The following is a 23,416-nucleotide window of genomic DNA, read 5'->3' as shown; positions in this document are numbered from 1 at the left end:
TGGCTGAGTGGAGAATTTTCGATGCTGAACCAAAACGAACTGGAGCGCAGTGAGACGGGCCGTTTGATCGGCAGTGACAAGGTCGAGGGAACATCGGTCTATGGCGCCGATCGCAACCGCATCGGTTCAATCGAACGCGTGATGATCGACAAGATCAGTGGCCAGGTGTCATACGCCGTGCTCGGCTTTGGTGGATTCCTGGGACTCGGCAACGACCATTACCCATTGCCTTGGCAGTCGTTGAAGTACGACACCGAGCTTGGCGGTTATGTCACCGGCATCACCACCAAGGAGTTGGAGGGGGCGCCGAAATACGGCGCGCGAAGCGATTGGAACTGGAGTGACGACGCCGCGGTACGCGGCATCAACTCCTACTATGGCGTTCCCTTCGTTTGAGATTTGAGGAAAGGGAGATCGATGAGCAAGGAACGGCCCAATGACGATCCCCGGCAGCAGAACGACTGGGGCTCGCACCGGCAGACGGACAAGCCCTGGAAGGGCAATCCCGAGAAGGAGCAGGGCTCCGACGATGTGAAGCCCGATCTCGAGAAGTGGCACAAGACCAAGACGCACTGAGCCGAGTGCGCCACATTGACACTTCAGGCAAGCGCGGCGCGGAGAGTGCCGCGCTTGTGTTTTGAGCGGTGCAATCACGAATGGTGATGAGCTTCTTCAAAGCCGGAACCATGCCTCGGCGCTGCGGTTGAGCTCGCGGTGCGCGAGCTGCTCTTCTCTGCTCTCCCGCCGGTTTAGTCCGAAAGAAAGGTGTTCATCGTGGATGCTCAGACACGGCAGCGTGATCCGTTCGCGGAGCAGCCGCAGAGGGCGAACGAAGCGCCAAAAGCCTCCCCCGATCAGTCCCGCGACGCCGACGGCCAGAAGCCGGCGAAGACACCGTCGCTGCGCGAGCGGCTTCGTGAGCACTGGCTGCTGGCGACCGTCGGCACCGTCGTGCTGGTCGCGGCCCTGGTCGGCGGTCTGCTCTATTGGCTCGAGGTCCGCCACTACGAGTCCACCGACGACGCCTTCGTCGCGGCGCGCAGCTTTTCCGTGGCCTCGAAGGTCGGCGGCTACGTGATCGACGTGCCGGTCACCGACAACCAGCATGTCAATGGCGGCGATCTGCTGGCGAAGATCGACGATCGCGACTACCGGATCGCGGTCGATCAGGCCATTGCGCAGGTTGAAGTCTCCAAGGCAAACATCGCCAACGTCGAGGCGCAGATCGTCTCCCAGGAGGAGCAGATCAAGCAGGCCCAGGCGCAGCTCGAGCAGGCGCAGGCCCAGCTCCAGTTCGCGCAAGAGGAGTTCAACCGCGCAGAAGATCTCGTCGAGAAGGGGGCCGGCACCGTGCAGCGCCAGCAGCAGACCCGCTCAGACCTTCAGGCGCAGCAGGCCAACACCGAGCGCGCCAAGACCGCGGTAACGACTGCGCAGGTCGGAATCAAGACGCTGCAGGCCCAGCTCGAAGGCGCCAAGGCGCAGCTCGAACAGTCGCAGGCGCAGCTCGATCAGGCGAAGCTGAATCTGCAATACACCAGCGTCGTCGCGGCCCAGTCCGGCCGCGTGGTGAAGCTATCGGGCGCCAAGGGCACATTCGTCACGGCCGGCCAGAGCCTGATGATGTTCGTGCCCGACGAGGTCTGGGTCGTCGCCAACTACAAGGAGACGCAGCTCAACGACATGCGTCCGGGCCAGCCGGTCGAGATCCGCATCGACGCCTATCCCGGCCGCAAGCTGACCGGCCACGTCGATTCCGTGCAACCGGGCTCGGGCACCGCGTTCAGCCTGCTGCCGGCGGAGAACGCCACCGGCAATTACGTCAAGGTGGTGCAGCGCGTGCCTGTGAAGATCGTGGTCGACAACTGGCCGGCCGATCTGCCCGTTGGTCCCGGCATGTCGGTCGTGCCCTGGACCAGGGTGCGATGACGGATGTTACGCAAGTCGGGACCGCCGGCTGGTCGCCGGAGCGCTCGGCGGCCGGTGGGCACAATCCCTATCTGATCGCCTTCGTGGTCTCGATCGCGACCTTCATGGAGGTGCTTGACACCACCATCGCCAACGTCGCATTGCGCCACATCGCCGGCGGCCTCGCGGTCGGGATCGACGAGAGCACCTATGTCATCACCAGCTATCTCGTTGCCAATGCCGTCGTGCTCTCAATCTCGGGTTGGCTGTCGACCGTGATGGGGCGCAAGCGCTTCTACATGATCTGCGTCGCGACCTTCTCGGTGGCCTCGCTGTTGTGCGGACTTGCCTGGAGTTTGCAGTCGCTGGTGCTGTTTCGCATCCTTCAAGGCCTCGCCGGCGGCGGCATGGCCACCAGCGAGCAGGCGATCCTTGCCGACTCGTTTCCGCCGCAAAAACGCGGCCAGGCGTTTGCGATCTATGGCGTCGCCGTCGTGGTCGCCCCAGTGATCGGCCCGACGCTCGGCGGCTGGATCACCGACACCTATTCCTGGCATTGGGTGTTCCTGATCAACGTGCCGATGGGTCTGATCTCGCTGTTCCTCGTCGGCACGCTGGTCAAGGAGCCGTCGGGCGCGGAAGAGGAGAGGGCGGAGCTGCTGAGCAGAGGCCTGCGCGTCGACTACATCGGCTTCCTGCTGGTCGCGATCGGGCTCGGCGCGCTCGAATTCGTGCTTGACGAAGGTCAGCGCAATGATTGGTTTGGATCGAACATGATCCTGTTCTTTGCACTTCTTGCCGCCTTCTGCCTGGTCGCATTGATCCCATGGGAGTTGATGCGGGATGACCCGATCGTCGACATCCGCCTGATCGGCAGGCGCCAGTTCGGGTCCTGTTTCCTGGTCATGCTCGGCACATTTGCGGTGCTGATCTCAACGACGCAGCTATTGCCGCAGCTTTTGCAGACGGAGCTAGGCTATACCGCCATGCTTGCAGGATTGGTGCTGTCGCCGAGCGGCGTCGTGACGATGATGTTGATGCCGGTGGCGGGACGACTAGTCACGATAGTGCAGCCCAAATATCTGATCATGTTCGGCGCTGCGACTGCCGCACTTTCCATGTGGCATCTGACCGGGCTTACCGGGGAGATCACCTACGGCTATGCCGCGTTGGCGCGAATCTATCTCGCGGTCGCTCTTCCGTTCCTGTTCCTTCCGGTGACGACGGCATCCTATGACGGCTTGCCACCCGAGAAGACCAACCAGGCCTCCGCCCTAATCAATGTCGCGCGCAATATCGGCGGCTCGATGGGGGTTGCGCTGGCGCAGACGCTCCTGGCTCAGCGCCAGCAATTCCATCAGAGCCGCCTGATCGAGCACGCCGCGCCCTCGGATCTCGGCTATCAGCAGACCATCGACGCAATGACGCGCTACTTCCAGGCCCAGGGCTCCAATGCGAGCGATGCGGCGTCACAGGCGATCGCCTGGGTCGGGCGCACCTTGCAGCAGCAGGTCGATCTGCTCGCCTATATCGACGTGTTCTGGACGCTCGCGATCGTCGCTGTACTGATGATTCCCACGGCGGCGGTGTTGCGCCCGATCGATCTGAGGGCGCCAGTGCGAGGGCACTAGGTCGTTCCAAGACCTGCTTCCCTCCGCCCTGGCCCCGCATGCACGTGCACCTGCTTGGCATGCAGCACCTCGCGCATTCCGAGCACACCATCACGGGATCGAACAGCTTGCCGCAGCTCTTGTCCAGCGGTCGCCGACCACGGCGACGGTGCGGGAGAGCGAGCCGGGCTCTTCGTCCAGCGTGTCCCATTTCATGATGCGGTTCTCGCAAGTAGTCAGTCTGAAAAAAGGAACCAACTTGAGCCGTCAGGGATACTTTCACGTAAACTTGGCATTCGGTTGCCACTTCTATTTTAGAACTATAGCCTCCGGCACATTGCACACCGCACGCCCATAGTGCGGCTCACCGGAGGAGGCGATCTTGTCCAAGCGAAACGCCACTGCGGCCGTCATCGGGGCCGGCGATTTCATCGGCTCCGAGATCGCCAAGAAGTTTGCCGCCGAAGGGTTCTCGATCTTCGCCGGCCGCCGCAACGGCGACAAGCTCGCGCCGCTAGTGAAAGACATCGAGGCCGCAGGTGGCGAGATCCACGCGCGCTCGCTCGATGCACGGAAGGAGGACGAAGTCATCGCCTTCCTCAATGACGCCGACAAGCACGCGCCGCTGGAGGTCTGCATTTTCAATGTCGGTGCCAACGTCAATTTCCCGATCCTCGACACCACCGAGCGCGTGTTCCGGAAAGTGTGGGAGATGGCCTGCTATTCCGGTTTCCTTGCAGGACGAGAGGCGGCGCGGCTGATGCTGCCGCGCGGCGGCGGCAATATCTTCTTTACTGGTGCCACGGCCTCCTTACGCGGCGGCAGCGGCTTTGCCGCCTTTGCCAGCGCCAAGTTCGGCCTGCGCGCGGTGGCACAGGCGATGGCGCGCGAGCTCGGGCCGAAGAATATCCACGTCGCTCATCTCATCATCGATTCCGGGGTCGATACGGAATGGGTGCGTCAGCGCCGGCTCGAAGCGCTCGGGCCGAATGCGCTTGATAATCCCGATCTGCTGATGCCGCCGTCGTCGGTCGCCAATGCCTATTGGCAGCTTTATCAGCAGCCGAAGAGTGCCTGGACCTTCGAGATGGAGATCCGCCCGTTCGGAGAGAAATGGTGACCGCGGCGCAAAAGTCCGGCTAGACTGATCTCAACATCAAGCAAATTTCCGGGAGGTAGCTAAGTGAAGACCGCGATCACCGAACTATTCGGCATCGAGCACCCCATCATTCAGGGCGGCATGCATTTCGTCGGCTTTGCCGAGCTGGCTGCTGCCGTCTCCAATGCCGGCGGGCTCGGCATCATCACCGGTCTCACGCAGAAGACGCCGGAATTGCTCGCGAAGGAGATCGCGCGCTGCCGCGACATGACCGACAAGCCGTTTGGTGTGAACCTCACCTTCCTGCCGACCTTCTCGGCGCCGCCCTATCCCGAATACATTGCCGCCATCGTCGAAGGTGGCATCAAGGCGGTGGAGACAGCAGGCCGCAGCCCGGAAGCCTACATGCCGGCGCTGAAGGCCGCCGGCATCAAGGTCATTCACAAATGCACGTCGGTGCGCCACTCGTTGAAGGCGGAGCGCATCGGCTGCGACGCCGTCAGCGTCGACGGTTTTGAATGTGGCGGACATCCGGGCGAGGACGACATTCCCAACATGATCCTGCTGCCGCGCGCGGCCGAGGAGTTGAAGATCCCCTTCGTCGCCTCCGGCGGCATGGCCGATGGACGCAGCCTGGTCGCGGCGCTGTCGCTGGGTGCGGCGGGCATGAACATGGGCACGCGCTTCATCGCCACCAAGGAGGCGCCGGTGCATCAGAACGTCAAGAACGCGCTGGTCGCTGCCACCGAGCTCGACACCCGCCTGATCATGCGGGCGCTGCGCAATACCGAGCGCGTTCTCAAGAACGCCAATGTCGACCGCCTGCTCGAGATCGAGCGCGAGAAGGGCGACAAGCTCACGATCGGCGATATCCACGAGCAGGTCGCGGGCGTGTATCCCAGGATCATGCTGGACGGCCAGATGGATGCCGGTGCCTGGAGCTGCGGCATGGTCGCGGGCCTGATCCACGACATCCCATCCTGCAAGGAGCTCGTTGATCGCATCATGGGCGAGGCGGAAACCATCATCCGCAGCCGCCTGATGGGGTTCCTGGACGGAACGGAAGCGACGCGAAAGGTCGCCTGACATGTCAAACTTCTTAACCACGGCCGCATTTGGCCGCTGGAATTGCGCGCGACGCCTCCTAAATAAGGGGTAAATTACCCCTTTAATGAATCAATTTCAGGAGGCGTCCGTGGTCCTGAAAAGCGTTCCCTTCGCAATTGCCTTTGCCCTCGGGGTCGCAGGGAGCGGTATCGCGCGCGCTGACGACTACAAGCCCGACGAATATCTCGGCCTCGATCTCTCCAAGTCCGTGCTGTCGCCGAAGCGTCTTGGGCCGGAGACGCACTTCGCACCCGTCGCGCTCGAAGCGCGCGGCGGCAACGAGGCGCAGGCGCGCGCCGAGCCCATCGACGTGCCGAAGAAGGTCGCCGCTGAACGGGTCCGTGTGGCCGCGCCGGAGGTCGCGCACGCGAAGAGCAACCAGCCGCGTGGCGCAGCACGCACCAAGCTGTCGCATCGCCGTAGCAATCCGCTCGATGCACAGGCGATGGACACGCGCATTCAGACCTGGCCCTGTCGCTCCGGTGGCATCTGCAACTGGAAGCGCTAGCTCACAGGCGTCACGACAGTGTCGTAAAACCGTAGGCGCGGCGTCAAGAAACCGTAAGCTGGGAGTCAAGGAGCGCAGGCACCTTCCGTCGCGATTCGACGAAGGTCTCCTGAATGGCAACGCTCCGCGGCTCGCGCGCATGGACCCGGCGGCAGTTCCTGGTCCGCTCCGTCTCCAGCCTCACCATCGCCTCCCTTGCGAAGCCCCACCTGAGCCGCGCCGCTGATCGCCCGCAGATCGCAGGCGGCATCCAGTCCGGCGACATCTCCGACGTCTCCGCCGTGATTTGGGCGCGCGCCGACCGGCCTGCTCGGATGCAGGTGGAATGCTCGACCGTCGAAAGTTTCAAAACGATCATCGCGTCAGCGTCGGGCGATGCACTGCCCGACGCCGATCTCACCTCAAAACTACTGCTGAACGATCTGCCTCTCGGGCAGGACATCTTCTACCGTGTCCGCTTCGACGACATTGCCACCGGTCTTGCCGGCGAAAGCCGCGTCGGTCATTTCCGTACCGCGCCGGCAGCTGGCCAGTCGATCTCGTTCCTGTGGTCCGGCGACACGGCGGGGCAGGGCTGGGGCATCGACGTCTCCCGCGGGGGCTATCGCAGCTATCGGACCATGCTCGATAACCGTCCGGATTTCTTCATTCACTCCGGCGATCACATCTACGCAGATTGCGCGATTCCCGCCGAACAAAAGCTGCCGAACGGCGAGACATGGCGCAACATCGTCACCGAGGAGAAATCCGAGGTCGCGCACACGCTGGCGCAGTTCCGCGGCAACTACAGATACAACCATCTCGACGAGCACTTCCGCGCCTTTCACGCGGAGGTGCCGATGTTCGCGCAATGGGACGATCACGAGGTGACCAATGACTGGTCACCGATCGGCAGTTATGACGAGGCCGGCTATGAGAATGACGGCACGCCCCGCCTGGTCGCGCGTGCGCGCCGCGCCTTTTTCGAATTCATGCCGATCCGCGACATCGGCGCGCGAAAAGGACGCGTCTATCGCAAGATCGCCTACGGCCCGCTGCTGGATGTCTTCATGATCGACATGCGCAGCTACCGCGATGAGAGCTGGAACAAGAGCGATGATCACCGCGGCTGGATCCTCGGCGCCGAGCAGCTCGCCTGGCTGAAGCGCGAGCTCGCTGCCTCGCGCGCGACCTGGAAAGTGATCGCGGCCGATCTGCCGATCGGCCTGATCAGCCTGGATGCCATTGCGCTCGGCGATGGGCCGCCCGACCGGCGCGAGCACGAGATCGCCGATCTGCTCTCCTCCATCAAGCGCGCCGGCATCCGCAACATCGTCTGGCTCACTGCCGACATGCACTACACCGCCGCGCACTACTACGATCCGAACAAGGCCCAATTTCAGGATTTCGACCCATTTTGGGAGTTCGTCTCCGGCCCGCTGCATGCCGGCACCTGGGGGCCTGGCGAACTCGACGACACCTTTGGCCCAGTCGCGATGTACCAGCGTGGCTGTAGCCCCGCGCAGGGCGACAATCTGGCCCCGTGCTTCGGCCTGCAGTTCTTCGGCCGTATCGGCATCGATGGTGCGACCGGTGTGATGAGGGTGACCCTGAAGGACGTCGACAACCGCGACCTCTGGTCGGTCGACATCGTGCCGCAGCCGCAGGTGCCTCGGTCCGTAGTGGCGCAGCATTCGTAGGCTGCTAACCCGATCTTGATTGGCCGCCGCGCTCCTCCCGCGCTAGAGTGAGGCTTCCCGCCACTTCTCTTCCATCACCGAAAAGTCTGCTCACGCGGCGTCGCCGCGCGCATCCGGTGGGCTGAAATATCAGGAGCCTGTTTCATGGATCATCTGAAAACACAGGGCATCAGCATGCCCAAGCTCGGCCTCGGCACCTTCCGCATGCAGGGCGATGCCTGCCGCGCCGCGGTCGAGAGCGCGCTTGCGCTCGGCTATCGCCACATCGATACGGCCGAGATGTATGCCAATGAGGAGCCGATCGGCTCTGCCATCGCATCGTCCCGCGTGCCGCGCGGCGAGCTGCACGTCACCACAAAAGTCTGGCATGAGAACCTCGCCCCGGACGCGATCCGCCGCGCTTTCGACGCCAGCCTGCAAAAGCTCCGGCTCGACCATGTCGATCTCTATCTCGTGCATTGGCCGTCGGGGGCTGCGAACTGGGGCGCGGTGTTCGAGACCCTGATGAAGCTGAAGGAGGAGGGACGCACGCGGGCCATCGGCGTTGCCAATTTCACCACTGCGCTGCTCAAGGTCGCGGTCGAGGAGATCAAGGCACCGATCGCCTGCAATCAGGTCGAATATCACGCCATGCTCGATCAATCGAAGCTGCTGGCCTATCTCCGGGCCAAGTCGATCCCGCTGGTTGCCTATTGTCCGCTGGCGCAAGGACGTTTCGCGACCGATCCGGTGCTGGCCGAAATCGGCGCCAGGCACGACGCGACCGCCGCGCAGGTCGCGTTGAAATGGCTGCTCGACCAGGACGGCGTTGCCGCGATCCCGAAGGCCTCGCGCCGCGAGAGCCAGCAGGCCAATCTCGATGCGTTGAATATCACGCTCGACGATGCCGATCGCAAGAAGATCGCTGGGCTGACGAAGGACAAGCGCTGCGTCAATCCCGGCTTCGCGCCGGCATGGGATTAGGCCGGCGTTCTCCCTTTCCCCTTGTGGGAAAGGGAATGACAGCTAATCGCAGCGCTGCTGCGCCGGCGTTGGCGCGCCGGTGGTGACGTACTTGCCGTCCCTGATCGTATACTCGCCGCGCTCGCTGCGATTGTAGATCGCGCGCAGGCTGCCGTCCTTCTGCAACAGGAGTCCGAATTCACGCGTCTGGTGCAACGATGGGAAGTACACCATCACATTGAGCAGGCCCTCGGCGTTCACTGTGGCGGACACCACTTCGTTTTCGTCCCTGGCCTCGCCGAAATCGCGGCGGTACATCACCCGGCCGTCTTTCCGGATTTCGTAAGTCAGGAACGCGCCCCTGTCGCGGTCGGGCTGGGCCGCGCAGTCGACCGCCCACGAGCCGAACAGGCCCCATTGCTCCACGGTCGCAGCCAGCGTCTCGGCGCCGGCCATGGAGGTGAACGCGACCCACAGCACCGCAGCCGCGATCCAGCAGCCAAAACAACGCATCATGTCCTGAAAGACCCCGCCTCGAAGAATTCCAAAGTGTAGCATCACGCTCGCGGCCGTTCCAACGTCAGCCGCCGATCGCTCGCGAATTTGATCCGCGTCAATGAAGCTGGGCGTTTCGAGGGTAAGATTGCATTTCCCGAAGGCGAACGTGGACAGACCAATGCTGAATCAAGTGATGGATTTTGCGGGCCAAATGCTGCCGGGGAGTTGCGCCGTACCGCCTTATTCCGAGGCCGCGTTTCTGACCGAGCTGGGCGATCGTTTACGGTCCTCGCGCATGCGCTGCGACCTGTCGCGCCGGGAGCTTGCCCGCCGCTCCGGGATTTCCGAGCGCTACATCGCCCAGATCGAGGCCGGTAAGGGCAACGTCTCCATCGTCTTGTTGCTGCGGCTGGCCTCCGCGATCCACGGCAGCCAGCCCCAGGCGGCCTGATATCAGGCTCGCGTCTCCACATTGGCGCTCCGGGCGGGCACGCCGAATTCCTTGCGGCAGACTTCGGCCAGCACCGCGACGCCATCGCGGATCTGCTGATGCGTGGGGCTGGCAAAGCACAGCCGCAGCCGCGAGCTGGAATGTTCCTTGCTGGTCGACCATTCCGGCCCCGGATTGATCGAGACGCCGGCGGCGAGCGCGGCCTGATAAAGTCTCAGCGTATCGACCTGATCGGGTAGCTTCACCCAGAGGAAGATGCCGCCCTTCGGCTCATCGAATTCGGCAGCCGTCCCGAACTGTTCGTCGAGCGCTTCCATCAGCGTGTCGAGCTTGGTGCGCAGCGCCTTGGTCAGGGCCGGGACATGGCTTGCGAAATGCGGTTTGCAATAAGTCGCGAGCACCATCTGCTCCAGTGCACCGGAGCCCGCATCCGTCTTCAGCGCCAGCATCCGCGACATCACCTCCCAGGGCGCCACGACGAAGCCGACGCGCAGCGCCGGCGCGATCGACTTGGAGAACGAGCCGATATGGATCACGCCGCCGTTCGGGCTCATCGCGTAGATGGCGGGCGGCCGCTGCCCCGACCAGACGAGGTCGGCATAACAATCGTCCTCGAAGATGGGCACGCTGTATTCGGTCGCGAGCCGCACCAGTTCGGCACGCCGGCTCTCGGGCATGATGCTGCCGGTCGGGTTCTGCACCGTCGGAATGGTGTAGATGTATTTTGGGCGGATGCCGCGGCTCTTCAGGTCGGCCAGCGTCGTCGCCAGCACGTCCATGCGCATGCCGTCCTTGTCGAGGGGAATGCCGACCACTTTGACACCGAGCCGCGCCAGGCGGGTCAGTGAGCCCTGATAGCTCTCTTGCTCGAAAATCACGGTATCGCCGCGCGCCAGCAGCGTCGCGTTGACGAGATCGAGTGCCTGGAGCGAGCCGGATACGATCAGGAGATCGTCGACGGTACAGCTGATGCCGGCATCGCGCTCGAGCTTCGTCACCAGGAATTCGCGCAAGGGAAGGTAGCCCTGCGGACCATGCGCCAGCCCGTAAGTGGCGAGCGAGCGGCCCTCGCGCCGCAGCGCCGTGTTGGTCGCCTCGATCAGCTCGTCGAGCGGCACCTGTTCGGAATCGTTGTTGCCGCCGACGAAGTTGTATTTGGCAAGGCCCGTCCAGCGCGCAGAAGGGGCCGGCAGCCCTGCGGGAAACAGGGGCGCGAAATCGAAGCTGGACGTCATGGGAGCATTCCTCGTTTTGTTGTTGTTGAGCGTCGGGCTTTGCACCGGCCGCCTTACTTCTTGCCGGCCGTCCTGGTCGGGCGGCCTCACTTCTTTGTGGCCGTCCTGGTCGGACGGCCTTGGCTGATGAAAGCGTAATGCGCGTTGGCGATACCGCCAACCATCAGCGCTTCGACCACCGGCTCGGCGATCTCGCCCGTGGCGGCCCAGTCGACGAGAAAATTGGCTCCGGTCCCGCCGCGCACGTCGTCGGTCGGAATGAAGATCGAGACGGTGGCGAGCGGCCTCAACGCCACCGGCGTCTTCAGATAGCTCTCGACCTGCTTGCCTGCGGTGTCGAAATAGGCGATGCGTTTGATGACCAGCGGCTGGGTCTCGGAGGCGTTGTGCACGCTCAATGTCACCGAGAAGTCGACGCGCAGCTTGCCCTGGCTCATCGCGACGCTGGAATAGGCGGGCACGTAGAATCCGCCGGAGACGGCGAGGTCCTCCTTCGGCAGCGGGATGAGCGAATCGGCAAAGTTTTGTTCGATATTGACCTTGGATTGCGCGGCGGCGGGCACGGCAAAGGCGAGGGGAACTAGCAGCATGGCTGCGACGATCCCATTCCGCATGTGACGAATTGCTCGCTTGTCGCGCCGCAACCCGTCTCTAGGGTGCGGCAAAACGGACCAATTTGGCATGCACGAGCTCATTCGCGACATCACTCTCTGTATCCTGTTTGCCTGGATGCTGGGTCTGCTCGCCCATTTCTCCCGACAACCCTTGATCCTGGCCTACCTTATCGCCGGCTTTTGCATAGGTCCATTCGGCGCCGGCTGGGTCAAGTCGCAGGAATCGATCAGCGTCATCTCCGAGCTTGGCCTGATCTTCATGCTGTTCATGATTGGGCTCGAGATCGACCTGAAGAAGATCGTGCGGGCGGGCAAGGTGATCCTGTTCGCGGCGGGCGGGCAGCTCCTCGGCGGCTGTTTGCTCGGGGTTCTGTTCTTCGTCGGCATCGGCCTGTCGCTCGGCGGCGGGCATTTCGATGCGGTCTATCTCTGCGTCGCCTGCGCCCTATCGAGCACCGTCATCATCGTCAAGGTGCTCTACGAAAAGCGCGAGCTCGATACGCTGCCGGGTCGGATCACCCTCGGCATCCTGGTGCTCCAGGACATCTTCGCCATCCTGTTCCTGGCGGTGCAGCCGAGCCTGGCCAATCTGCAGGTCAGCGTCATCCTGCTCTCGATCGGCCGCGTCGCGGTGCTGGTCGCGGCCGCGCTGCTGGTCAGCCGCTATGTGCTGCCGCGCCTGTTCCATCAGATTGCCCGGCGGCCCGAGCTGATCCTGCTCGGTGCGCTCGCGTGGTGCTTCCTCGTCGCCGAGACCGCCGAGCGGCTCTCGCTGTCGCGCGAGATGGGCGCGCTGATCGCCGGCGTCTCGCTCTCGACCTTCCCTTACGCGCTCGACGTCACCGCCAAGGTCACCACACTGCGCGACTTCTTCATCACGCTGTTCTTCGTCGCGCTCGGCATGACCATTCCCGTGCCCGGCCTCTCTGTGATCGGCCTTGCCTTGATGATCGCGGCGTTCACGGTGGCGAGCCGCCTCGTCACGACGTTCACGCCGCTCTACCTGATGAAGCAGGGCCTGCGCGCCAGCCTGTTGCCCGCGCTCAACCTCGCGCAGATCTCGGAATTCTCGCTGGTGGTGATCCAGACCGGCGTCACCGACCATCACATCGCAGCCGAGACGGCGAATGCCGCCTCCTTCGCCTTCGTGGTGCTGGCGGTGCTCTCGACCTTCGTGATGACCCGCAGCGACGAGATCACCCGTTGGGCGATCGGGCCCTTGAAGCGGGTCGGCCTGCGCGATCTCGATCATGGCGACGGCCATGCCGAGGAGGGACACGGGGGCGGCCACGGCGAGGCTCGCCGCATCGTCATCCTCGGCTTTTTCCGTGCGGCGAGCGCGCTTCTAGCGGAGATCGAGCGGCAGACGCCGGTGCTGCTCGAGCAGATCACCGTCGTCGATTTCAACCCCAATGTGTACCAGACCCTGCTCTCGCGCGGTTTGCACGTGATCTATGGCGACATCAGCAATGTCGATACGCTGATTCACGCCGGCATTGGCAAGTCCGAGATGATCATCCTCAGCGTGCCGGATTCGCTGCTGAAGGGCGCTACCAACGAGAAGCTGGTCCGCCACGTCCGCGCGCTCAATCCGACCGCCCTGATCGTGGCCACGGCCGACCTGTTGGCCGACGTCGGTGCTCTCTACGAGGCCGGTGCCAGCTACGTCACGGTGACCCGGCTCAGCGATGCACATGAGCTGTTTACCGTGATCGAAGCCGCCCAGGCTGGTTTGCTCGAGGACAAGCGCGCCGAACTCGACCAGCGGCTCGGCGAGCGCCGCGAGGTGCTGCCCTGACGGCGTCCGGCCGGCTTCCTTGCGGGCAATCTGCGCCTATATCGCTGGTATGCCCGGTGCAAGCCTGAAACCCATCGGCAGGCCTGCCGTCTGGCATATGTGGTTGCGCTGGGGAGACTAGCGCCCCGACCCAAGTCCGGCTAAGCCTCCCGGCCATAACCGATAGAGATTGGGAAATGCCCGATAGCGTTCAGGAAGTCTTGCAGGCCTTTGCCCGGGGTGAGCTCGTGGTCGTCACCGACGACGAGGACCGTGAGGGCGAGGGCGATCTGATCGTTGCCGCCTCGCTCTGCACCGCCGAGAAGATGGCGTTCATCATCCGCCACACCTCCGGCATCGTCTGCGCGCCCGTGACCACCGAGGACGCGCGCCGCCTGCGGCTCGATCCGATGGTCGCCCACAACGATTCCGCGCACACCACCGCGTTCACGGTCTCGATCGACTACAAGCCCGATGGCGGCACCGGCATCTCCGCCGAGGAGCGAGCTTCGTGCTGCCGCGCGCTCGCCAATCCCAATGTCGGCGCCCACGATTTCGCCCGGCCGGGCCACATCTTCCCCCTGATCGCCAAGGACGGCGGCGTGCTCTTGCGCTCCGGTCACACCGAGGCCGCCGTCGATCTCTGCAAGCTCTCCGGCCTGCCGCCGGTCGGCGTCATCAGCGAGTTGATGAACGACGACGGAAGCGTGATGAAGGGTGAGCAGGTTGCCCGCTTCGCCGCCGAGCACAAGCTCAAGCACGTCACCATCGCGGACATGATCGCCTACCGCCAGGCGCGCGAGAAACTGATCGAGCGGGTTTCGACCTTCGTGACCGAGAGCCCGATCGGTCCCTTGCAGGGCTATGCCTACCGCTCGCCGTTCGATTCCATCGCCCACGTTGCCTTCGTCTATAACGGTGTCGGCGACGGCAAGAACGTGCTGACGCGCTTCCACAAGCCGAACATCGTCAAGGACACCTTCACCGGCCACAAGCGCATGGCGGTCGTGCTCGAGCATTTCAAGAAAGCAGGCCGTGGCGTGCTGGTTTACTTGCGCGACGGCGCGGCCGGCGTCCCCGTGGCCCCGCTGCCGGACGAGTCGTCGACCGAGGCCGACCGCAACCGGCAGTGGCGCGAGGTCGGCGTCGGCGCGCAGATCCTGCGCGATCTCGGCGTCACCTCGATCCGGCATCTCACCTCCTCGGTGCATGACTACAAGGGTCTGTCGGGCTTCGGCATCGAGATCGTTGCCAACGAGCAGCTCGAAAGCTGACCACCGCGACGAGGTGCGCGCCGCTGCGCCGCCCCGGAACGATCGAAACCAGGATGCAATTGAACTTGTTGCCGCGGCGCTTTAATTTGTCGGGCAATTATCGACGGAACCAGACGCGAAAGGACGTTTCATGAGCGTGCGCCCTCAGGCCAAGGACAAGCCGGCTGCGGCTTCTTTCCAATGGGACGATCCGTTCCTGCTCGACGAGCAGCTCACCGAAGACGAGCGCATGGTGCGCGACACTGCGCGCGCCTACGCCCAGGACAAGCTGCTGCCGCGCGTCTCCAAGGCCTATCTCGAAGAGAAGACGGACCGCGAGATCTTCAACGAGATGGGCGAGCTCGGCTTGATCGGCATCACGCTGCCGGAAGAGTATGGCTGTGCCAATGCGAGCTACGTCGCTTATGGCCTCGTCGCGCGCGAGATCGAGCGGGTCGATTCCGGCTATCGCTCGATGAATTCGGTGCAGTCCTCGCTGGTGATGTACCCGATTTACGCCTATGGCGACGAGAACCAGCGCAAGAAGTACCTGCCGAAGCTCGCCAGCGGCGAGTGGGTCGGCTGCTTCGGCCTGACGGAGCCCGACGCCGGCTCCGACCCGGCCGGCATGAAGACCCGTGCCGAGAAGGTCTCGGACGGCTATCGCCTCACCGGCAGCAAGATGTGGATCTCGAACGCGCCGATCGCCGACGTGTTCGTGGTCTGGGCCAAGTCGGCCGCGCACGACAACCAGATCCGCGGCTTCGTGCTGGAGAAGGGCATGAAGGGCCTCTCCGCGCCGAAGATCGGCGGCAAGCTCTCGCTTCGCGCCTCCATTACCGGTGAGGTCGTGATGGATGGCGTCGTGGTTCCGGAAGACGCCCTGCTGCCTAACGTCTCCGGCCTCAAGGGTCCGTTCGGCTGCCTCAACCGCGCCCGTTACGGCATCTCCTGGGGTGCGCTCGGGGCCGCCGAGGACTGCATGCATCGCGCCCGCCAGTACACGCTCGACCGCAAGCAGTTCGGCAAACCTCTCGCCGCGACCCAGCTGGTGCAGAAGAAGCTCGCGGACATGGAAACCGAGATCGCGTTGGGCTTGCAAGCCTCGTTGCGCGTCGGCCGCCTGATGGACGAGGGCAAGTTCGCGCCCGAGATGATCTCGATCGTCAAGCGCAACAATTGCGGCAAGGCCCTCGATATCGCCCGCACCGCCCGCGACATGCACGGCGGCAACGGCATCTCGATCGAGTATCACGTAATGCGCCACGTCCATAATCTGGAGACGGTCAACACCTACGAGGGCACCCACGACGTCCACGCCCTGATCCTCGGCCGCGCGATCACGGGCATTCAGGCGTTTTTCTGAGCGTCTGAGGGGCGAGGCGAGGAAACTCTTCTCCGTCACGGCCGGGCAAAAGCGCAAAGCGCGTCTTCGCGCTAGTTGTCCCGGCCATCCACGTCTCAGGCCGCGAGAAGAACGTGGATGCCGGCACGAGGCCGGGCATGACGAAGTCAGTAAGGTACGAGCAGCCATGTCCGACAATGACGACATCCCGTTCAACCGCAACTTTCCGCTGAAGCCGGGAATCGTCGAGGAGGTCCGCCCCGGCGTGCGGCGCGTGCTCTGCAACAATCCGAGCCCGTTCACCTTCACCGGCACCGTCAGCTACATCGTGGGCCGCGGCAATGTCGCCATCATCGATCCCGGCCCGGATGACGAGGCGCATGCGGCAGCGCTGCTCGATGCCGTGCACGGCGAGACGGTGACGCACATCTTCGTCACCCACACCCATCGTGACCATTCGCCGAACACCGCGCGGATCAAGCAGGCGACGGGTGCGCCGGTTTACGCCGAAGGCCCGCATCGCGCCTCCCGCCCGCGTTTCGAGAGCGAGAAGCACAATCCGGAGTCCGGCGCCGACCGCGATTTTGCGCCGGATGTCAACCTCGCACACGGCGACGTCGTGGAAGGCGGCGGTTGGCGGCTCGAGGCCGTGGCGACGCCCGGCCACACGGCCAATCATCTGGCATTCGCCTGGCCCGAGCGAAAGTTCAACTTCGTCGGCGATCACGTGATGGGCTGGTCGACCTCGATCGTGGCGCCGCCCGACGGCTCGATGACCGACTACATGGACTCGCTGGACCGGCTCGCGGCACGTGAGGAGGATCTCTATTTCTCAGGCCACGGCCCCGAGATCCCCGAGGGGCCGCGCTTTGCGCGGTTCCTGATCCGTCACCGCAAGGCGCGTGAGGCCTCGATCCTGCACCGCCTTGCCAAGGGCGAGACCGACATCCCGACGATGGTCCGCGCGATCTATATCGGTATCGATCCGAGGCTGACGACGGCCGCCGGCTATTCCGTGCTGGCGCATCTGGAAGACCTCGTCGCCCGCGGCGTGGTGGCAACCGATGGCGACCCCGTGATTGGCGGGACCTACAGGATGGCGAGCTAATCCGTCGTCATTCCGGGGCGATGCGAGGCATCGAGCCCGGAATCCATTCATCCACCAAATCTGCAGCCCGATGGGTTCCGGGCTCGCGCTATCGCGCGCCCCGGAATGACGACTATTTCTTCACCGTCTTCGCTGGCGCCTTGGGCGGCGCGACGGGCGTCTTCTTCACCGGCTTGAGCGCGTCGGCATCGGCGGCGGTGTTGAGATCGTCGATGAATTTTTTGACGCGCGCGGCGTTGCTGCCGAGATCACTGTCGAAGTTGCGCGAAGCAGAACGGATATCGACGCGGGAATCATCGCCGTCCGGCACGACCCTTATCGAAACGTCCTCGCGAAAACCCATGATCGGCGTGCGCGCGACCGCTTCAATGCGGCCGATGCGGCGCGGTGGCTGCGGTGCGCGCTCATCGATCACGATCCATTTGCGCTTGTGCACGAGCTGGAGCGCGATTGCATAGGCACGGTCGGCCGAAATCTCCAGCTCGACGGGCTCGATGTCGGGATAGAAGTGGCGCTGCTGCTCCGCCGAATAGAGGCCGGCGTAAACCGCGGTGTTGGTGCCCTCGCCGGTGCGCAGGCGCGCCAGCGCGTCGAAGCGCGGCGGATCGATCGGGTCGGTGGTGATGTCGTAGATCGGCGGCAGCTTGCGATATTGAAAGGCCAGATAGGCGGGGTAGGCGAGGATCGCCCCGTCGATCAGGAAGGCGAGCAGGATGCGCGCCATGCCACGCGAGCCGTTCTGCCAGATCGCAGCAAAGCCGGCGAGCCCGAACAAGATCGAGAGGCCGGCGATCGCGAGCCCGCCGAAGAAAGTCACAAGCGCCGGCTTCGGCTCCAGGAAATCGAAGCGCACGATGATGATCGACACCACCACCGCCGCGACCGCGAACACGGCCAGATTGCGCGCCCAGCTCGCGAGGCTGGACACGGGCTCCGACTGGTAGGGGGCGGAAAACCTGCGGACCATCGGGTGAGCTCTGCCGGATGTTGAGGGCGGCGCCGGCGATCTGGCGCGACGATGCGCCGTTGAGACCACGGCCCGGAGGCAAATTCAAGGGAGGCCGGACTCTGGACCGTCATTCCGGGGCGATGCCAACGGTATCGAACCCCGGTGCGCCCTTGCGCACCTGGGAATCTCGAGTTCCGGGTCTGGTCCTTCGGACCATCCGGAATGACAGTGCGTGCCCTCGTGCGCTACGCCGCCGCGTTCGGGAAGCGATAATCCTTGAATTGGTCGCGCAGTGCCGTCTTCAGGATCTTGCCCGTCGCGGTATGCGGGATGCCGTCGACGAAGACGACATCGTCGGGCATCCACCATTTGGCGATCTTGCCATCCATGTATTTGAGGATGTCCTCGCGGCTGGCCTGCTGGCCCTGCTTGAGTTGTACGATCAGCAGCGGCCTCTCATCCCATTTGGGGTGGAACACGCCGATCACGGCGGCTTCCGCGACGGCCGGATGACCGACCGCGAGGTTTTCGAGGTCGATCGAGGATATCCACTCGCCGCCGGACTTGATCACGTCCTTGGAGCGGTCGGTGATCCGCATGTAGCCGTCCTCGTCGATGGTCGAGACATCGCCGGTGTCGAAGAAACCTTCCTCGTCGAGGATGTTGGTGTCGACGTGGTAATAGGCCTTGGCGACGGCGGGCCCGGAGACCTTGAGGCGGCCGAAGGTCTTGCCGTCCCAGGGCAGTTCCTTGCCGGCGTCGTCGGTGATCTTCATCTGCACGCCGAAGGGCGCGTAGCCCTGCATCTGGAGCACGTCGAGTTTGGCATCGCCCGTTGCATTCTGGAACGGCGGCTTCAGCGCCGCGACGCTGCCGATCGGGCTCATTTCGGTCATGCCCCAGGCGTGACGCACGTTCGAGCCCATGTCGAGGAAGGCCTTGATCATCGAGCGCGGCATCGCTGAGCCGCCGCAGATCACCATCTTCAGATCCGGCAGCTTGAGATTGTTGGCGGCCATGTGCTGCAGCAGCATCAGCCAAACCGTGGGCACGCCGGCGGTGTGCGTCACCTTCTCGGTCGAGAGCAGCTCATAGACCGAGGCGCCGTCGAGCTTGGCGCCGGGCATCACCAGCTTGGTGCCCTGCGAGGGCGCGGAGAAGGCAATGCCCCAGCTGTTGGCGTGGAACAGCGGAACCACCGGCAGCATCGTCTCGGCGGCGCTGGTGCCGAGCGCGTCGACATTGTTGGCCATCAGCGCGTGCAGCACGTTGGAGCGATGCGAGTACAGCACGCCCTTCGGGTCGCCCGTGGTGCCAGACGTGTAGCACATCGCGGCCGCCGTGTTCTCGTCAAAGTCCTTCCATTTGAATTTGCCGTCGGCCTGCGCAATCCAGTCCTCGTAGGCGACCGCATTCTTCAGCGTGGTCTCGGGCATATGCGCCTTATCGGTGAGCACGATGTAGCGCTCCACGCTTGCCAGCTTGTCGGCGATCTTCTCCAGGATCGGAACGAAAGTGATGTCGGTCATCACGATGCGGTCCTGTGCATGGTTGATGATCCAGGCGATCTGCTCGGGGAAAAGCCGGGGATTGACGGTATGGCAGATGGCGCCGATCCCCATGATGCCGTACCACGCCTCGAGATGGCGCCAGGTGTTCCAGGCGATCGTTGCGACGCGGTCGCCGAGCTTGATGCCGTCGCGCTCCAGCATCTGGGAAACCTTGAGCGCGCGCTTGTGGATCTCGGCGTAGTTGGTGCGATGGATCGGTCCCTCGACCGAGCGTGTGACCACCTCCTGCTTGCCATGAATCCTGGCGGCGTGTTCGATGATCCGGTGGCAGAGCAGGGGCCAATCTTGCATCAAACCAAGCATTCCGACGTTCCTCCGAGAAGTCGCTGGGCGCTTTGTCGCTCTCAGCGTTGGGCCAAAGAATTGTCATGACTTTTAGCCTGCCGGACTTTCGCCGCAAATGGTCTTGTCGCGGCTATATGTCCGCTGGCGCGGCAATGGTTACCGCTGCGCTCGGGCTGTTGCTCGTGCCTGCCGAGAGGGCAGAGGCGCGGAAATATCCTGTGCCACTCGATGTCTTCGGCCTTGGCACACCACGGCCGCGCGCGGCCGTTCATGCCGCCAGGATTCCGCTGCCAAAACCGCGCCCCGCGGAGGCTCCCAAGGCGCTGGAAGGGGCACTGGAAGGGGCACCGGACGAGGCCCCACCGGAAGCGGAGGGAAAGCCGTCCCACCCGCCGAGCGCGGATAAGCCTGCCGAGGCAGCCTCGCCACCCAAGAAACAAGCCTCAGCCTGCCGCCTCGCGCTGACCGAGGAGATTGCGATCGCGCCCTCAATTCCGGATATCCGCGGCCCCGGCGGCTGCGGCGGCGAGGATCTGGTGCGGCTGGAAGCCATCGTGCTGCCGGACAAGCGCAAGGTGACGGTCAAGCCGGCGGCGATCCTGCGCTGCACCATGGCATCCGCAATCGCCGACTGGGTGCGCAAGGACATGGTGCCGCTGGCCGCGAGCCTCGGCTCGCCCATCAGCGACCTCGACAATTTCGATTCCTTCGAATGCCGCGGCCGCAACCGCGTCGCTGGCGCGATGCTGTCCGAGCACGGCAAGGCCAATGCCATCGACATCCGCGCCATCAAGCTCGCCAATGGGCAGTCGATCGGCCTCACCGACCGCGCCATATCGCGCGAGGTGCGTGAGCGCGTGCTGCACTCGGTGTGCGCGCGCTTCTCCACCGTACTCGGCCCGGGCTCGGACTGGTACCACGAGGACCACATCCATCTCGACCTGGCGCAGCGCCGCAACGACTACCGGATCTGTCAGTGGAACGTGTGGGACCCGCTGCCACAGGTTGCTCCGCTCTTGCCGGCGGAGCGCCCTGAGGAGGCGCCGCCGCGCGAGGTGGCGGCGAAGCCCGAGGCAAAGGAAGGTGCTGATGATGAGGCGGCGGAGAGATCCTCTCCGCCCGAGGACAAGCCAGCGCCCAAGCAGAAGGCTCAATCGTCCAAATCGGCAACAAACAAGCCGGCAGCAAACAAGCCGGCAACAAAAAAGCGCCGGTGAAACCGGCGCTTCTGGATGTCTAAAGCGCGATGAGATTTGGATGAATCGTCATCGCGCTTTAGCTTGTTGTTTACGCATGATCTTTCCGGAAAACCGCTTCGCACTTTTCCGGATCATGCTTTAGGGCTCGGAGGCGATCAGTAGCTGCCCGCTTGGCCGGTTTGGCTGGTGCCGAGCGCCAGCCGCGAGTTGTACGGCGAGTCGCCATGCTTGGGCTCGAGCACCACGACGATGGTGCCGACCTTGACCCGGTTATAGAGGTCGATTGCGTCCTCATTGGTCAGGCGGATGCAGCCTGACGAGATCGAGGCGCCGATGTATTCCGGCTGGTTGGTGCCGTGGATGCGGAACAGCGTGTCCTTGCCGCCCGAATAGAGATACATCGCGCGGGACCCCATCGGATTGTCCGGACCCGGGGCGACATAGGTCGGCACGCCCAAGCGTGCAATCTCACCGGGCGTCGGATGCCAGGCCGGCCATTCGGTCATGCTGCCAACCTTGGCGATGCCTGACCAAGCCATGGCCTCTTCGCCGACCGTGATGCCGTAACGGATCGCTTTGCCGCCCTCCAGCACGTAATAGAGGTAGTGATTGTCGGAATCGACCACGATCGAGCCCGGGGCTTCCTTGCGGTGGTATTCGACGATGGCGCGGCGGAACGGCTCTGCGACGGGGGTATTTTCGTACCGGACCTTGGCCAGGAGTTCCTTGTCCTTTGGCTTGAAGGCCTTGGTGTCGGTCGCTTCATAGTGCGTGGCCTGCATGCAGCCCGACAGCATCAGGCCAGCGGCCAAAATCCCCAACTTAACTTTCAGCGACGACATGGTTTGGTTCCAATCAAAACAATACCGTGCGGAAGGCCTGAGCTTAGCGCCCAAGTTCCTCGACTCCGTTAATCTCATTATCGTCGAAATCTGCCACAATTCCAGCGCTGAAGCCTTTTTCCCGCGCTGCAAGACCCCAGCTGTGGCTTTTCTGCCGCAAATTTGGGGGTGTTGTGAGGGTTTTTTGGCCAGACGCGCCAGGCTGTCGATTCCGTGCCACAGTTGAGCCCCGGGGTCGCCACAAATGCAAACGCTCCGTTAATGTTGTTGTCATCGTGAACCTGTCAGAATCGCGCTAAGGGCTGTCATTCTGTCGCAGGTTCTCTGGAGCTTTTGATGTTTGCGGTGTTTGTTCCCTCCGAGTCCGCCCTCAAGAAGGCTGTCATCGAGGATCTTGCGGCGGTGCCGGAGAACGCCGTCTGGATCGACCTCGTCAATCCGAGCGCGGCCGAGGACAAGGCGGTGGAGCGGCTCGCGGGCATCGCCATCCCGACCCGGGAAGACATGCAGGAGATCGAGATCTCCAGCCGCCTCTATATGGAGAACGGCGCGCGCTACATGACAGCGACCCTGATGTGCCACTCCGATACCGACATGCCCCGGACCACGGCGGTGACCTTCATCCTCGGCGACCACCGCCTGGTGACGGTGCGCTACGACCTGCCGAAGCCGTTCGCCCTGGTCGAGGCCAAGCTGGCTCGCTCCTGCACGCCTTCCATCACCGGCGAGATGGTGCTGATGGAACTGCTGGACGCCGTGATCGACCGCTGCGCCGACATTCTGGAGCGTTGCGGCACCGAGATCGATCAGGTCTCGCACGACATCTTCGAGCCCGAGAGCGAGCGCCATGGGCAGGCAAAGCGATATTCCCAGATCTTGATCTCGATCGGCCGCAAGGGCGACTTGACCTCGAAGGTTCGCGAGAGTCTGGTGTCGATCGGCCGCGTCGTGACGTTCCTGTCCGCGGTCGTCGAGGGCGTGAAATGGTCGAAGGACATGCGCGAGCAGCTCAAGACCATGCAGCGCGACGTCGCCTCGCTGACCGACCACGCCTCCTATCTGTCCAACAAGATCACCTTCGTGCTCGATGCCATGCTCGGCGTCGTCAATCTCGAGCAGAACAACATCATCAAGCTGTTTTCGGTCATGGCAGTTGTCCTGATGCCGCCGACGCTGATCGCCTCGATCTACGGCATGAATTTCAAGGTGATGCCGGAACTCGAATGGGTGCACGGCTATCCGATGGCGCTGGTGATGATGCTGCTCGCCGCCATCGTTCCGTACTGGATCTTCAAGTGGAAGAAGTGGCTGTAGGTTGCCGGGCTCGAGCAAAGATACCTACCGAGACCTTACGCCGCTCGCTGAGACACGGTGAATCGTGTCGCAGAATAGATCGGGATTGCGGCGACGCGGTGATGTGTGCGTCGTGCCGCAAT

Annotated in this window: 22 protein-coding genes and 1 pseudogene; 16 read left to right on the top strand and 7 right to left on the bottom strand. The window is 63.6% G+C overall.

Going from position 1 to position 23,416, the window contains the following annotated elements; all coding sequences use genetic code 11:
- Positions 1 to 21: 21 nt before the first annotated feature.
- The 4 genes from BRAD3257_RS29010 (at position 22) to BRAD3257_RS29000 (ending at position 3,539) form a co-directional block, all read left to right on the top strand.
- A complete protein-coding gene (locus BRAD3257_RS29010) occupies positions 22 to 396 on the top strand; it encodes a PRC-barrel domain-containing protein (RefSeq protein ID WP_122404716.1) in 375 nt (124 codons plus the stop codon).
- Between the two features lie 21 nt (positions 397 to 417).
- Positions 418 to 576 (top strand): hypothetical protein, encoded by a 159-nt coding sequence (locus BRAD3257_RS40440; RefSeq protein ID WP_164936954.1) that lies wholly within the window; start codon positions 418 to 420, stop codon positions 574 to 576.
- A gap of 198 nt (positions 577 to 774) precedes the next feature.
- Entirely contained in the window at positions 775 to 1,929 is a 1,155-nt protein-coding gene (locus tag BRAD3257_RS29005; protein WP_122406811.1) for an HlyD family secretion protein, read from the top strand.
- Entirely contained in the window at positions 1,926 to 3,539 is a 1,614-nt protein-coding gene (locus BRAD3257_RS29000; RefSeq protein ID WP_122404715.1) for a DHA2 family efflux MFS transporter permease subunit, read from the top strand. The genes BRAD3257_RS29005 and BRAD3257_RS29000 overlap by 4 nt, the downstream gene beginning before the upstream one ends.
- On the opposite strand, the pseudogene BRAD3257_RS42290 reads toward BRAD3257_RS29000, so the two are convergent.
- Positions 3,536 to 3,663: pseudogene (locus BRAD3257_RS42290) on the bottom strand (winged helix-turn-helix transcriptional regulator); the annotation flags it as partial. The gene BRAD3257_RS29000 and the pseudogene BRAD3257_RS42290 overlap by 4 nt on opposite strands.
- A gap of 237 nt (positions 3,664 to 3,900) precedes the next feature.
- Here BRAD3257_RS42290 and BRAD3257_RS28990 point away from each other — a divergent pair.
- From BRAD3257_RS28990 to BRAD3257_RS28970, 5 genes are all read left to right on the top strand, one after another.
- Complete coding sequence (locus BRAD3257_RS28990) at positions 3,901 to 4,638, top strand: SDR family oxidoreductase (protein WP_122404714.1); 738 nt, start codon at positions 3,901 to 3,903, stop codon at positions 4,636 to 4,638.
- A gap of 63 nt (positions 4,639 to 4,701) precedes the next feature.
- Positions 4,702 to 5,703: an NAD(P)H-dependent flavin oxidoreductase gene (locus BRAD3257_RS28985; RefSeq protein WP_122404713.1), complete on the top strand. Its 1,002-nt coding sequence runs from the start codon at positions 4,702 to 4,704 to the stop codon at positions 5,701 to 5,703.
- A gap of 109 nt (positions 5,704 to 5,812) precedes the next feature.
- A complete protein-coding gene (locus tag BRAD3257_RS28980; protein WP_122406810.1) occupies positions 5,813 to 6,232 on the top strand; it encodes a hypothetical protein in 420 nt (139 codons plus the stop codon).
- A gap of 113 nt (positions 6,233 to 6,345) precedes the next feature.
- On the top strand, positions 6,346 to 7,911 hold the full coding sequence (locus tag BRAD3257_RS28975; protein WP_122404712.1) for an alkaline phosphatase D family protein: 1,566 nt from the start codon (positions 6,346 to 6,348) through the stop codon (positions 7,909 to 7,911).
- Between the two features lie 144 nt (positions 7,912 to 8,055).
- The gene (locus tag BRAD3257_RS28970; protein ID WP_122404711.1) at positions 8,056 to 8,874 is read left to right on the top strand and encodes an aldo/keto reductase; all 819 of its coding nucleotides are present in this window, start codon (positions 8,056 to 8,058) and stop codon (positions 8,872 to 8,874) included.
- Positions 8,875 to 8,916: 42 nt separating this feature from the next.
- Here BRAD3257_RS28970 and BRAD3257_RS28965 read toward each other — a convergent pair whose 3' ends face one another.
- Positions 8,917 to 9,369, bottom strand: a complete 453-nt coding sequence (locus BRAD3257_RS28965; protein ID WP_162500395.1) for a hypothetical protein — start codon at positions 9,367 to 9,369, stop codon at positions 8,917 to 8,919.
- A 160-nt stretch (positions 9,370 to 9,529) separates the two neighbouring features.
- On the opposite strand from BRAD3257_RS28965, the gene BRAD3257_RS28960 reads away from it, so the two are divergent.
- Positions 9,530 to 9,802: a helix-turn-helix domain-containing protein gene (locus BRAD3257_RS28960; protein ID WP_162500394.1), complete on the top strand. Its 273-nt coding sequence runs from the start codon at positions 9,530 to 9,532 to the stop codon at positions 9,800 to 9,802.
- A gap of 2 nt (positions 9,803 to 9,804) precedes the next feature.
- Here BRAD3257_RS28960 and BRAD3257_RS28955 read toward each other — a convergent pair whose 3' ends face one another.
- The gene (locus BRAD3257_RS28955; protein WP_122404708.1) at positions 9,805 to 11,037 is read right to left on the bottom strand and encodes an aminotransferase-like domain-containing protein; all 1,233 of its coding nucleotides are present in this window, start codon (positions 11,035 to 11,037) and stop codon (positions 9,805 to 9,807) included.
- Positions 11,038 to 11,123: 86 nt separating this feature from the next.
- Entirely contained in the window at positions 11,124 to 11,651 is a 528-nt protein-coding gene (locus tag BRAD3257_RS28950) for a DUF3124 domain-containing protein (protein WP_162500393.1), read from the bottom strand.
- A 67-nt stretch (positions 11,652 to 11,718) separates the two neighbouring features.
- Here BRAD3257_RS28950 and BRAD3257_RS28945 point away from each other — a divergent pair, with 67 nt between their 5' ends.
- The 4 genes from BRAD3257_RS28945 (at position 11,719) to BRAD3257_RS28930 (ending at position 17,134) form a co-directional block, all read left to right on the top strand.
- Positions 11,719 to 13,449: a cation:proton antiporter gene (locus BRAD3257_RS28945; RefSeq protein ID WP_122404706.1), complete on the top strand. Its 1,731-nt coding sequence runs from the start codon at positions 11,719 to 11,721 to the stop codon at positions 13,447 to 13,449.
- Between the two features lie 176 nt (positions 13,450 to 13,625).
- Positions 13,626 to 14,702 (top strand): 3,4-dihydroxy-2-butanone-4-phosphate synthase, encoded by a 1,077-nt coding sequence (gene ribB, locus BRAD3257_RS28940; protein WP_122404705.1) that lies wholly within the window; start codon positions 13,626 to 13,628, stop codon positions 14,700 to 14,702.
- Positions 14,703 to 14,832: 130 nt separating this feature from the next.
- A complete protein-coding gene (locus tag BRAD3257_RS28935) occupies positions 14,833 to 16,047 on the top strand; it encodes an acyl-CoA dehydrogenase (RefSeq protein WP_024340297.1) in 1,215 nt (404 codons plus the stop codon).
- Positions 16,048 to 16,213: 166 nt separating this feature from the next.
- Positions 16,214 to 17,134, top strand: coding sequence for an MBL fold metallo-hydrolase (locus tag BRAD3257_RS28930; RefSeq protein WP_122404704.1), 921 nt, complete (start codon positions 16,214 to 16,216; stop codon positions 17,132 to 17,134).
- A gap of 112 nt (positions 17,135 to 17,246) precedes the next feature.
- Here BRAD3257_RS28930 and BRAD3257_RS28925 read toward each other — a convergent pair whose 3' ends face one another.
- Positions 17,247 to 18,101 (bottom strand): DUF1499 domain-containing protein, encoded by an 855-nt coding sequence (locus BRAD3257_RS28925; RefSeq protein ID WP_122404703.1) that lies wholly within the window; start codon positions 18,099 to 18,101, stop codon positions 17,247 to 17,249.
- A 227-nt stretch (positions 18,102 to 18,328) separates the two neighbouring features.
- A complete protein-coding gene (locus BRAD3257_RS28920) occupies positions 18,329 to 19,957 on the bottom strand; it encodes a fatty-acid--CoA ligase (RefSeq protein ID WP_122404702.1) in 1,629 nt (542 codons plus the stop codon).
- A 65-nt stretch (positions 19,958 to 20,022) separates the two neighbouring features.
- Here BRAD3257_RS28920 and BRAD3257_RS28915 point away from each other — a divergent pair, with 65 nt between their 5' ends.
- Complete coding sequence (locus BRAD3257_RS28915; protein WP_122404701.1) at positions 20,023 to 21,156, top strand: extensin family protein; 1,134 nt, start codon at positions 20,023 to 20,025, stop codon at positions 21,154 to 21,156.
- 137 nt (positions 21,157 to 21,293) lie between these two features.
- Here the strand turns inward: BRAD3257_RS28915 and BRAD3257_RS28910 are convergent, their stop codons facing one another.
- Entirely contained in the window at positions 21,294 to 21,980 is a 687-nt protein-coding gene (locus tag BRAD3257_RS28910) for a L,D-transpeptidase (protein WP_122404700.1), read from the bottom strand.
- A gap of 336 nt (positions 21,981 to 22,316) precedes the next feature.
- On the opposite strand from BRAD3257_RS28910, the gene BRAD3257_RS28905 reads away from it, so the two are divergent.
- Positions 22,317 to 23,294, top strand: coding sequence for a magnesium transporter CorA family protein (locus tag BRAD3257_RS28905; protein ID WP_122404699.1), 978 nt, complete (start codon positions 22,317 to 22,319; stop codon positions 23,292 to 23,294).
- Positions 23,295 to 23,416 lie beyond the last annotated feature (122 nt).

It is taken from the genome of Bradyrhizobium vignae (assembly GCF_900324035.1).
GTDB classification, from domain to species: domain Bacteria; phylum Pseudomonadota; class Alphaproteobacteria; order Rhizobiales; family Xanthobacteraceae; genus Bradyrhizobium; species Bradyrhizobium vignae.
Note: the sequence above shows the minus strand (reverse complement) of the source record. Positions and strands in the feature narration are given on the sequence as shown.

Bases quoted from the DNA above. Each gene is read 5' to 3' on its own strand.
- BRAD3257_RS28965 (WP_162500395.1), bottom strand. From the start codon at position 9,369: ATGATGCGTTGTTTTGGCTGCTGGATCGCGGCTGCGGTGCTGTGGGTC.
- BRAD3257_RS28910 (WP_122404700.1), bottom strand. From the start codon at position 21,980: ATGTCGTCGCTGAAAGTTAAGTTGGGGATTTTGGCCGCTGGCCTGATG.
- BRAD3257_RS28935 (WP_024340297.1), top strand. From the start codon at position 14,833: ATGAGCGTGCGCCCTCAGGCCAAGGACAAGCCGGCTGCGGCTTCTTTC.
- BRAD3257_RS40440 (WP_164936954.1), top strand. From the start codon at position 418: ATGAGCAAGGAACGGCCCAATGACGATCCCCGGCAGCAGAACGACTGG.
- BRAD3257_RS28930 (WP_122404704.1), top strand. From the start codon at position 16,214: ATGTCCGACAATGACGACATCCCGTTCAACCGCAACTTTCCGCTGAAG.
- BRAD3257_RS28920 (WP_122404702.1), bottom strand. From the start codon at position 19,957: ATGCTTGGTTTGATGCAAGATTGGCCCCTGCTCTGCCACCGGATCATC.
- BRAD3257_RS28945 (WP_122404706.1), top strand. From the start codon at position 11,719: ATGCACGAGCTCATTCGCGACATCACTCTCTGTATCCTGTTTGCCTGG.
- BRAD3257_RS28950 (WP_162500393.1), bottom strand. From the start codon at position 11,651: ATGCGGAATGGGATCGTCGCAGCCATGCTGCTAGTTCCCCTCGCCTTT.
- BRAD3257_RS28960 (WP_162500394.1), top strand. From the start codon at position 9,530: ATGCTGAATCAAGTGATGGATTTTGCGGGCCAAATGCTGCCGGGGAGT.
- BRAD3257_RS28970 (WP_122404711.1), top strand. From the start codon at position 8,056: ATGGATCATCTGAAAACACAGGGCATCAGCATGCCCAAGCTCGGCCTC.
- ribB (WP_122404705.1), top strand. From the start codon at position 13,626: ATGCCCGATAGCGTTCAGGAAGTCTTGCAGGCCTTTGCCCGGGGTGAG.
- BRAD3257_RS28955 (WP_122404708.1), bottom strand. From the start codon at position 11,037: ATGACGTCCAGCTTCGATTTCGCGCCCCTGTTTCCCGCAGGGCTGCCG.
- BRAD3257_RS28925 (WP_122404703.1), bottom strand. From the start codon at position 18,101: ATGGTCCGCAGGTTTTCCGCCCCCTACCAGTCGGAGCCCGTGTCCAGC.
- BRAD3257_RS28915 (WP_122404701.1), top strand. From the start codon at position 20,023: ATGACTTTTAGCCTGCCGGACTTTCGCCGCAAATGGTCTTGTCGCGGC.
- BRAD3257_RS28905 (WP_122404699.1), top strand. From the start codon at position 22,317: ATGTTTGCGGTGTTTGTTCCCTCCGAGTCCGCCCTCAAGAAGGCTGTC.
- BRAD3257_RS29010 (WP_122404716.1), top strand. From the start codon at position 22: ATGCTGAACCAAAACGAACTGGAGCGCAGTGAGACGGGCCGTTTGATC.
- BRAD3257_RS29000 (WP_122404715.1), top strand. From the start codon at position 1,926: ATGACGGATGTTACGCAAGTCGGGACCGCCGGCTGGTCGCCGGAGCGC.
- BRAD3257_RS28975 (WP_122404712.1), top strand. From the start codon at position 6,346: ATGGCAACGCTCCGCGGCTCGCGCGCATGGACCCGGCGGCAGTTCCTG.